We start from the raw sequence: 10,265 nt of genomic DNA, 5'->3' as shown, positions 1-10,265 counted from the left end.
AAACTTTATTTCATTTGCCTACCTACAAGTTATGTGATTAAAATAGGCATGAATCTCAACTTGAAATTATTAGGTGAAAAATTATTTTGAATACCTAAATAAATATCTACATCTAAAATTATTCTCTTAAACTCACAGGATATTTTATCTGTATTTTAAATATCATATCTCTTCTCACGTGTATAAATTTTAATCTTTTTTATATAATGTAGTGAACGCTAACTTTAAATATATAAAAACAAGACAAAGAGTACTATCATTTCTGATAATACTCTTTGTCTTGTTTTTATATTAGGCGTGAGAACATTTTGAGAACCAAACTTGCTTTTTCTTTAAATTTGTACAAAAAAAGATTTAATAGAAACGTTGATATTAAAGGATTTTGCGCTTAATTAACCTGAAATTATTGTATACGCTAAAAACATGAACTTGCGAAAATTTTCTGTTTAATCGACCGTTCGGCGAAATGCTTTCAATTTAACTTTGAATTTTTCTAATGTTTGCTCGGTTTCTTTTTCGATGCGTTCTGTTTCATAATAAGCGACCATGTCATGGTAGAAAGATAGCATCGACTCACCAAAACGTAGTGCCGAAATCTCATACATCTTCCTAGCAAGAACTTCGGGATCAGCAGGAATCTTTCGTTCATAATAATCAATAAATGCTTTTGCGAAATCCCGATCACTCTCATAGGTGACACCTAAAGACGGATCGTCGATCAAAGTATTTAAGTAGTCATTGCCTTCAACGACTAACGGTGTTCCAGCAGCCATTGCTTCCGTGTAAGTCAAACCTTGTGTTTCTGAGGTGGAGGCACTGACGAAGTAATCTGCCGCATGGTAATAGATCGCTACCTTATCATTCGCCACTTCACCGACAAATTGAATATGGTCAGATAAAGCCATATCCACCACTTTTTCTTCTAATTTTTCTTTATGCGGACCTTTCCCAACGATCACTAATTGCGCATCAGGAATCTTCGTTAAAATTTCTGGCATGCCGTCGATGATTGCTTGGATATTCTTTTCATAAGAAATACGACTGAGGGAAAGCAGCATGGGCTGATTCTCAGTGATGCCCAATTTCTCCCGCAATTCTTTTTTCATGTCAGTTGTAATGTCCGGTCGACGAAACTTCTCAACTTCGATCCCTGTGGGGATGATCCGCATTGGTGAAACCACACCATACCCTCTCAGCGTGTCGATGACTCGTTCACTAGGACAAACAACACCTGTCGAGTGGTTGGCAAAGAGCCGTGAAAGATATTTCACGTGAGATGGCCGCAAGACCTTTCCGTTGGCGATGTAGTGCAAGTAGTCTTCATACATCGTATGGTAGGTATGGATCACAGGAATCTGCAATTTGCGCCCCACCATTTTCCCCAACATCCCAGAGCCAAACTCGGTATGGGTATGGATCAATTCCAACTCTAATTCTTTGGCGATCAAATAGGCATACAACATGCCGCGCACTACGATTCGCCGGTCTTTGAAAGACACAAACGGGACACTTGGCATGCGAATGATATCTTCTTCATCCAGATCAGCATTTGGATCGGTCGTAGTAAAGATATAGACTTTATGGCCTTTTTTCTCAAGCTCTTCTTTCAATGTCTTGATCGATGTCGCCACACCACTTACCTGGGGGAAGTAGGTGTCTGTAAAAAATCCGATTTTCAAAACGGTCCCTCCAAACTTTCCATTAGTTTCTTCATTCCGTATTCATCACTTTTGTATAAACTTCTTTTAGTTCATATCCGATTTCATCAATACTTTTTTGCTTGGCCGTTTCATAGCCGGCTTCACTCAACTGTGGCAACGTGCCTTCCACGATCCCTTTGATTTTCTCAATAAATCCTTGATTGTTTTTTTCCATGTATGCATTGTGCCCATTGCTTAGCCAACCTTTATAAACAGGAATATCCCGAACAAGCACATTTTGGTGGCTGGCTAACGCCTCAAGGACCACGATTCCTTCTGTTTCTTCATAGGATGGAAAGAAGAACAGATCAGCCGCTGAATATGCCCCTTCGATGATGTCTCCTTTGATATAGCCGGGAAACAGCACGTTTTCTGGATGGTCTTCATTAACAAGGTCGCGGATCTGCTTAGGAATCGTCATCATTGGTGTATGACCAAACCAGATAAACGTATACTCAGGCAATTGTCTGGCTATCTCTACAAAATCAAGAATGCCTTTTCGTTCAAAAAACAAACCGACCGATATAATCACTTTTTGATCTGGTAAGAGATTGAAATACTCACGAAAGGCTTTTTCTTTCTCTTGATCCGGCTGATATTTATCAAGATCGATCCCGTTCGAGATTGCCTCGATCGGCACTTGGATACCATACCCTTCCAAAAGTTCTTTCGAATAAGGGGTCGGGGTGATCAACTGATCGGCTCTAGAATAAAGATTGATCAAATATTTTTTATATAATGGCGAAAGCTGATTCGAGCCAATAAATGAATTCCGAAAATCCTCTTCTGTAGAATGGGCATGGTAAATCACTTTTTTCCCTTGTCTTTTGGCTTTATTGACCATATGCATACTATTGATTCCATACGTGTTAATGTGAAGAATGTCATAATCCTCATCATTTTTATCAAGAGTAAAAGGAATCCCGACAGACGTCAGTGCTCGCTGCTGATGAGCCAATGCGCGACCGATACCTGATTTAGCTAATAATTTTTCTCCTTCAAAATAAAGAAGTACTTTCAAAGATGATTCCTCCTTGGAAATGCTTATATCTGATATTAGTATACCATAGGCGATCGCAGACATACTCCTACCATGGTCCTAGATTTTGTTCCCCATTTAACCATGATACGGGAAAAACTCAGGGAATCATAGCTTAATTCCAAGATATGACAAAACTGTTCGTTTTCTGAAAAAAGTAGTAAGTTGTTGCAAGTCAAATCAAACAAAATGTCTTCTTAAAACAAAAAAGGCAACAAGCAAAAATTGCTTGTTGCCTAGAAATGATTAGTTTACATACTGTTCGATTAACTCTACAACTTCTTCCATTGTATCGCAATCTTCTAAAGCACGTTTTGCTAATTCTTGCATGTCAGTCGTTGACAAGCGTTTCATTAAGCTACGTGTTTTCAGAACAGATGTTGCACTCATTGAGAACTCATCTAAGCCCATACCTACAAGAAGTGGCACAGCAGTTTGATCGCCGGCCATTTCTCCACACATACCAGCCCATTTTCCTTCAGCATGCGCTGAGTCGATCACGTTTTTGATTAAACGTAAAATTGATGGGTTGTATGGTTGGTACAAGTAAGACACGCGCTCATTCATGCGGTCTGCAGCCATTGTGTATTGGATCAAGTCATTGGTACCAATACTGAAGAAGTCAACTTCCTTGGCGAACTTGTCTGCTAAGACAGCAGCTGCTGGAATTTCGATCATGATTCCGACTTGGATCTCGTTAGAAACCTCAACGCCTTCGTCAATCAATTTTTGACGCTCTTCTTCATACATTTTCTTCGCAGTACGGAACTCTTTCAATGTTGCCACCATTGGGAACATGATACGTAAGTTGCCGTGAGCAGAAGCACGTAACAACGCACGAAGTTGGGTACGGAACATGTCATCCCCAAGTTCAGATAAGCTGATACGCAATGCACGATAGCCTAAGAAAGGATTCATTTCATGAGGCAATTTTAGGTAAGGAAGTTCTTTATCGCCACCGATATCCATTGTACGGACAACCACTGGTTTGCCAGCCATTCCTTCTAAAACTGCTTTGTATGCTTTGTATTGGTCTTCTTCTGTTGGGAAATCAGGAGAATCCATGTACAAGAATTCAGTCCGGTATAAACCGACTGCTTCTGCACCATTGTTGTGGACACCTTCTAAATCTTTTGGCGTTCCAATGTTTGCAGCCAATTCAAAGTGCTTGCCATCAGCCGTAACTGTTTCAGCATCTTTCAATTTTTCCCATTCTGCTTTTTGTTCTGCGTAGGCTTTCCCAGCTTCAACAAATTCAGCTGCTTGGTCATCTGTCGGGTTGACGATAACGTCACCGATAATGCCGTTAACAGCTAAGATGTCGCCCGCTTTCACTTTTGCAGTGATCTCCATCGTTCCAACGATTGCTGGGATTTCAAGAGAACGTGCCATGATTGCGGAATGAGAAGTACGTCCACCAATATCTGTTACAAAAGCTTTTACAAAGTTGCGGTCTAATTGTGCAGTATCACTTGGTGTCAAGTCATGCGCAACAACGACTACTTCTTCGTTGATCATTGAAGGATTAGGCAAAGTCACATTCAACAAATGCGCCAAGATACGTTTCGCAACATCTTTGATGTCAGCTGCCCGCTCTTGCATGTAAGCATTGTCATCCATTGCTTCAAACATACCAATATACATGTCAGTAACTTCTTTCAACGCAGCTTCTGCATTGACTTTGTTATCTGTCACGTTTTGTTTGATTTGACCGATCATCTCAGGATCTGAAAGAACCATTAAATGAGCATCAAATACTTGTGCTTCTGCTTCGCCTAAAGTTTGTGCTGCTTTGTCACGGATTTGTTGTAATTCCGCTGTTGACTTCGCTAGCGCATCATCTAAGCGTGCTTCCTCTGCTGCAGTATCTTCAACTGATACTTTTGAAAAAGATAAATCAGGTTGTACTAACAGGTAGGCTTTCGCAACGGCTACACCATCACTAGCAGCAATTCCTTTTAGCATCTCAACCATTATTCAGACAAACCTTCTTTTTTCATTGTTTCTACGATTGCAGCGATTGCATCTGCTTCGTCAGCACCTTCAGCAGTGATAGTAACATCAGAACCTTGGCCAACACCTAATGACATTACGCCCATGATTGATTTAAGGTTTACTGATTTACCTTTGTACTCTAAGTTGATATCAGAGTTAAATTTGCTTGCTGTTTGAACCAATAATGTAGCTGGACGTGCGTGAATCCCTGTCTCAGCAACTACGTGAAAATCTTTCTTTTCCATATTGATCAATCTCCTTTATGATACGTTTTTTTGTGTGAAGGCAAAATTTCCATGCATGCAATGACACCCGAAAAAAATCGCCCTTTCAACTGTTAAGATTACCATTTTTTTCATCGATAGACAACCGTTTTCTCTTAAATAAACGATTGAAATAAATGTCCTATTTATTTTCTTGTACATAACGGTAGATGATCTTCCCGTTTAACCCCGCTTCTCCGACAAAAGAAGACCGATCTTCCAGCTGGAGCCAGACATCTCTAAATGCCAGAAATTCCGGCTGTTGAACAATCAATTCTTTGATCTCTCCATTGCGTAAACGCACTACTTCTACAGCAAAATCTCTGTTCTCCATCGTCCATTCTCACCTCTTTCTTTCTATTATAATTGAATTGATTTCTATTTAAAAGACGCTTTTGTAGATGAAAAAGCAGCGAGAACTTTTCAGAGTAAAATTCTTGCAGTCTGACAAAAAGTTAGTATAATAGAATTATGGTCAGTAAAGGTCAATAATACATTGCCTCGAAGGTGACCGTTTCTTTGCCCACAGCCCCTTTTCTTTTACAAGCGATCAAAAGCGCCGTAAAATAGGGTTGTTGGAACAAATATGAAAGGTCGTGAATCTATGCTTTGTCAAAATTGCGGCAAAAATGAAGCTTCAATTCATTTATATGCCAATGTCAATGGTCAAAGAAAACAACTCGATTATTGTCAAAGTTGTTACCAAAAATTAAAAGCTCAATCTGGGAATGCTGCAGCTGCAATGGCGCAAGATCCTTTTGGATTTGGCAATCTTGATGATCTATTCCGTCAAATGTCTCGTCAAATGCAGCAAGGAAATACCCCTTATGAACAAAATCCACCGACACAAACCGGCGGTAACGGTTTTGTCGGCGGTCAGCCTCCACGCAATAACCAAGCACCTGCAGGTCTGTTAGGAGAATACGGCATCAATATTACCCAAATGGCTCGTGATGGCGAAGTCGATCCAGTCGTTGGTCGTGATTCAGAGATCAAACGAGTGATCGAGATCCTTAATCGCCGAACCAAAAATAACCCTGTTCTTATTGGTGAACCCGGAGTTGGGAAAACTGCCGTCGTTGAAGGGTTAGCCCAAAAAATCGTTGATGGCGATGTGCCACAAAAACTGATGGACAAAGAAGTCATTCGCCTAGACGTTGCCTCTCTTGTGCAAGGTACAGGTATTCGTGGCCAATTTGAAGAACGCATCCAAAAATTGATTGAAGAAATCAAGCAAGCAGAAAACGTGATTTTGTTTATTGATGAAGTCCATGAAATCGTTGGGGCTGGTGCAGCTGGCGACGGAAATATGGATGCTGGAAACATCTTAAAACCAGCGCTTGCCCGTGGAGAACTACAAATGGTCGGAGCAACGACGTTAAATGAATACCGCATTATCGAAAAAGATGCTGCTTTAGAACGCCGTTTGCAACCAGTACGTGTGGATGAACCTTCTGTGGAAGAAACCATTCGTATTTTAAAAGGCTTGCAACCGCGTTATGAAGATTATCATCATGTGAAATATACCGATGAAGCGATCGCAGCTGCCGCTACCCTTTCTAACCGTTACATCCAAGACCGATTCTTGCCTGATAAAGCGATCGATCTACTAGATGAAACAGGTTCGAAGAAAAACTTGACGATCCAAATCGTTGATCCAAAAACGATCGAAAAGAAACTGCAAGAAGCAGAAGAACAAAAGCAAGCAGCCTCTCGAGAAGAAGATTTTGAAAAAGCTGCTTACTATCGCGATCAAATCAACAAACTGCAAAAAATGAAAGAACGTCAAATCAGCGAAGAAGAAACGCCAGTCATTACTGAAAAAGACATGGAACAAATCGTTGAAGAACGGACGAATATTCCAGTTGGCGAATTGAAAGAAAAAGAACAGACCCAATTAAAAAATCTCGCGGATGACTTGAAAGCAAAAGTTATCGGACAAGATGAAGCGATCGACAAAGTAGCCAAAGCGATTCGCAGAAACCGGGTTGGTTTAGGGAAGCAAAATCGTCCGATCGGCTCTTTCCTTTTCGTCGGTCCAACCGGTGTCGGGAAAACGGAATTAGCCAAACAATTAGCTTATGAAATGTTTGGCTCCGAAGAAGCAATGATTCGTTTCGACATGTCAGAATACATGGAAAAACACAGTGTATCAAAATTGATCGGCTCTCCTCCTGGCTATGTCGGCTATGAAGAAGCAGGTCAATTGACTGAAAAAGTTCGCCGGAATCCTTACAGCTTGATTCTATTGGATGAAGTGGAAAAAGCCCATCCTGATGTATTGCATATGTTCTTGCAAATTCTCGATGATGGTCGTTTGACGGATGCCCAAGGACGTACGGTCAGCTTTAAAGATACCCTGATCATCATGACAAGTAATGCCGGAACCGACAAAGTTGAAGCCAACGTTGGCTTTGGTGCCGCACGTGAAGGCATCACTCGTTCCGTGTTAAATCAATTGAACAATTACTTTACGCCAGAATTTCTCAACCGCTTTGACGGGATCATCGAATTCAAGGCACTAAGCAAGGAAAACTTGTTATCGATCGTGTCCCTTATGCTGCATGATGTCAATCAAACCCTTAGTCATCAAAAACTGCATATCGATGTTCCGCAAGACGTGCAAGAAAAATTGGTGGATCTTGGTTACAGTGCAACGATGGGTGCTCGCCCGCTGCGTAGAACGATCCAAGATCAAATCGAAGATGGGATTGCAGAATTCTATTTGGAGCATCCGCAAGTGCGTCAGTTAAAAGCCCAATTGGAAGATTCAGATAAGATCGTTGTAACTTCCGCTGAATCCCCTGCACCTTCTTCAAAAGCCAACACGACTGAAGAAGAATCTTCGGAAACAAACGAGTAAAAAGCTTTAAAAACGTGTCTTGAACCGTTTCCTTTGCCAGACAACCATGTTTTGCCAAAAAATTGGGTAATTCCGAGTTGTCTGGCTTTTCTTTTGAAAAAAAACGCCCTATAATGTTATTAATAAATACATAGAATGTGAGGTGAGTCTGGTGAAATTAATCAATGTTACGAACAGCCATTCTCGACTAGTATTGAATCAACTTGAAAATACCGACGCAGAACTTGTAAAGGTTTACACAGCCGGAGACACGACCGTGATCTTTACCTCAGCGCCGAACCACAATGAAATTCTGCTGATCAATAAAAAACGAAATATTCGCCCTACAGAAGTAGAAGAAATCAAAAATTACTTTCTGAAAAAATTACCTGATGGCTCGTATGATCCTTCAACCATCTCTGTGATCCAAATGCCTGAAGTGGTTGAAATCTCCATCAAAAAATCCTTATCCTCATCCCATTAGTTTAGCCTAATTACGTCTTAAAAAAATATCTATAAAAGATGACTGTCGCAGCCTTCTTTTATAGATATCTTTTTTGTTTGAATGTAACCAAGAATTTACTTAGTCTTTTAATCAAAACTGTACTCTTTCCGCTAATACTAGCTGATTTTTTCTATCGTATTTGATCGAATTCGTCCTTCAATAATCTTGCTATTGATAAACTCCCCTAATCTTTTCCATGTCTCAATATTATGGATATCTTCAAGAAAGAAAAAATACTGATTTTCTTTCGACTCAACGAACCGATCAGAAATAACAAGATCTGCATCTGCAAAATTTCCTACCATGGTAACTGTCTCTGGTTTGTATACACCTGTTATATAATTTTTCACTAACACGGCATAGTTGGCATGGTACGTAATATGGATCATTACATGCAAGGGTTTTGCCATGACATGCCCAACATAAGAATAGAGCAGCTCAGTTAACTGGGTACTAAATATATCTAAGTCTCGCTCTGATATACTTTCTTTGTAAACAGATTTTAACATCTCTTTTATGGTTAAAAATTTATCATTCATCAGTAATTTTTTGTCTTCAAGATAAAAGAAAGAGCTTAAGCTTAGTTTATCTGTGATTAAAAAGCGATAGACCAGCTGGAAGACAAACGTACGATGAAGATTATCAGGAATGCTATAACTTTCTTCCATTTTTTCTAATGCTTCAACCGCTCTATCCACTATAGGATTTTTTGTTAGTCTCATTAACCCTGCCCCTAAACGCTCACAAATTTCAGGCGTTAAGAATTCTGGAAAGAAATATACAGCAAAGAGATAGTAAAGAAATTTTTCTGATTGAAAAGCAGCATCATTTATTTTTTTATTTAAAGGATAAAACGTTTGGGAAAAGCTTAAATGAAGCTCTTCGTACAAGCACAAACCAATAGACATCTCCTGATCTGAGATCACATCGGTATAGTGGCCCATCTTGTGCGCATCTAAAAAAATTCTAGTTATTCTAGAAAGTTTGTCCCGTTGAATCTTAGTAGGACTCTTTTCGTTTCTATAAAGGTAATTGTTGTCTTCTGCAAATGTCGTAGAATGGCTATTCAAGATATATGAAAGCATTCTGATTTGACTCTCCCTTCCTTCCACAATCAAATAATTCATTCGCTTACTGATTTGACACTCTATCCCCATAGAACGTATGATATCGTTTGCCCTATTGACTAATTTATAACAATAAGACTGACTATAATTAAAATGAGTGGATAGTTTGATCATCCCCACTTTTCGATGCCTAAGAAAGTAAATCAAGACTTGGAAAACGGCACTTTGCTTAATATACGTTATTTTCAAATTTGAATACAGCGAAGGATAAGTTCCTGATGCTTTCAACGTGGATATCCGAAATAATCGATTTTCGAATCTGATCAGTGCGTCTGTCGTGCTTGTGTTTTCTATGTAATCTTCGTTTATCTGCATGATTAATGATTTCACATTGCGGTTCGTAAGTGAATGCTTACAAGCTAATTCATCGATTGATGCTTCCGTCCTTGAAATAATATCCTCTAATAAATTCAATTTTTGTTCTTGCCGCTCCGTTAGAAACAACTTCCATAAATCCATGGTAATCTCCTTCTTAACGATAGTTACTTCTGTGATGTTAGTTAACTCATAGTTAACAAGAAAACATATAACATTAGTTATTAATAAAAAAGAATATCTCTTTTATGCTAAAATCTGCTTCTTTTTAATAATAAAAAGCAAAAAGAAATGATCCTGCCGTTCATAAAAAACTACTGCAAGGATCATCAATTACTCAAAGGACCAATGAAGCCAACCGATTTGTAAAGTCCTTTAACGATTTACCACCGAATCTTTTCCCTGATCAAAGTGAAAAAAACTATAGAAAATAAGCAAGTACAAAATAAAAACAGCTTTTTTCGAGACAGTCCTGTGGG

At 39.3% G+C, this 10,265-nt stretch carries 8 protein-coding genes; 2 read left to right on the top strand and 6 right to left on the bottom strand.

Translation table 11 applies throughout. The features are described 5' to 3' along the window. Positions 1-446 precede the first annotated feature (446 nt). The 5 genes from A5870_RS07075 to A5870_RS07055 all read right to left on the bottom strand — a co-directional run bounded on the left by A5870_RS07075 (position 447) and on the right by A5870_RS07055 (position 5,331). Positions 447-1,679, bottom strand: a complete 1,233-nt coding sequence (locus A5870_RS07075) for a glycosyltransferase family 4 protein (protein ID WP_086292238.1) — start codon at positions 1,677-1,679, stop codon at positions 447-449. Positions 1,680-1,710: 31 nt separating this feature from the next. Beyond that, complete coding sequence (locus A5870_RS07070) at positions 1,711-2,721, bottom strand: glycosyltransferase (RefSeq protein ID WP_077454380.1); 1,011 nt, start codon at positions 2,719-2,721, stop codon at positions 1,711-1,713. 264 nt (positions 2,722-2,985) lie between these two features. Further along, positions 2,986-4,713, bottom strand: coding sequence for a phosphoenolpyruvate--protein phosphotransferase (gene ptsP / locus A5870_RS07065; RefSeq protein ID WP_005225882.1), 1,728 nt, complete (start codon positions 4,711-4,713; stop codon positions 2,986-2,988). After that, positions 4,713-4,979, bottom strand: coding sequence for a phosphocarrier protein HPr (locus tag A5870_RS07060; RefSeq protein WP_003126335.1), 267 nt, complete (start codon positions 4,977-4,979; stop codon positions 4,713-4,715). The genes ptsP and A5870_RS07060 overlap by 1 nt, the downstream gene beginning before the upstream one ends. A gap of 160 nt (positions 4,980-5,139) precedes the next feature. Further along, a complete protein-coding gene (locus A5870_RS07055; protein ID WP_077454381.1) occupies positions 5,140-5,331 on the bottom strand; it encodes a hypothetical protein in 192 nt (63 codons plus the stop codon). A gap of 270 nt (positions 5,332-5,601) precedes the next feature. Here A5870_RS07055 and A5870_RS07050 point away from each other — a divergent pair, with 270 nt between their 5' ends. Then, positions 5,602-7,860: an ATP-dependent Clp protease ATP-binding subunit gene (locus tag A5870_RS07050; RefSeq protein WP_170924017.1), complete on the top strand. Its 2,259-nt coding sequence runs from the start codon at positions 5,602-5,604 to the stop codon at positions 7,858-7,860. A 151-nt stretch (positions 7,861-8,011) separates the two neighbouring features. After that, positions 8,012-8,323, top strand: a complete 312-nt coding sequence (locus A5870_RS07045; RefSeq protein WP_077454383.1) for a DUF1827 family protein — start codon at positions 8,012-8,014, stop codon at positions 8,321-8,323. Between the two features lie 137 nt (positions 8,324-8,460). On the opposite strand, the gene A5870_RS07040 is transcribed toward A5870_RS07045, so the two are convergent. After that, complete coding sequence (locus A5870_RS07040) at positions 8,461-9,930, bottom strand: helix-turn-helix domain-containing protein (protein ID WP_086292236.1); 1,470 nt, start codon at positions 9,928-9,930, stop codon at positions 8,461-8,463. Positions 9,931-10,265: the final 335 nt, after the last annotated feature.

Source organism: Enterococcus sp. 2G9_DIV0600 (assembly GCF_002140615.1).
GTDB classification, from domain to species: domain Bacteria; phylum Bacillota; class Bacilli; order Lactobacillales; family Enterococcaceae; genus Enterococcus_D; species Enterococcus_D innesii.
The sequence above is the reverse complement of the archived record's forward strand: the minus strand, read 5'-3'. Positions and strand labels throughout refer to the sequence as shown.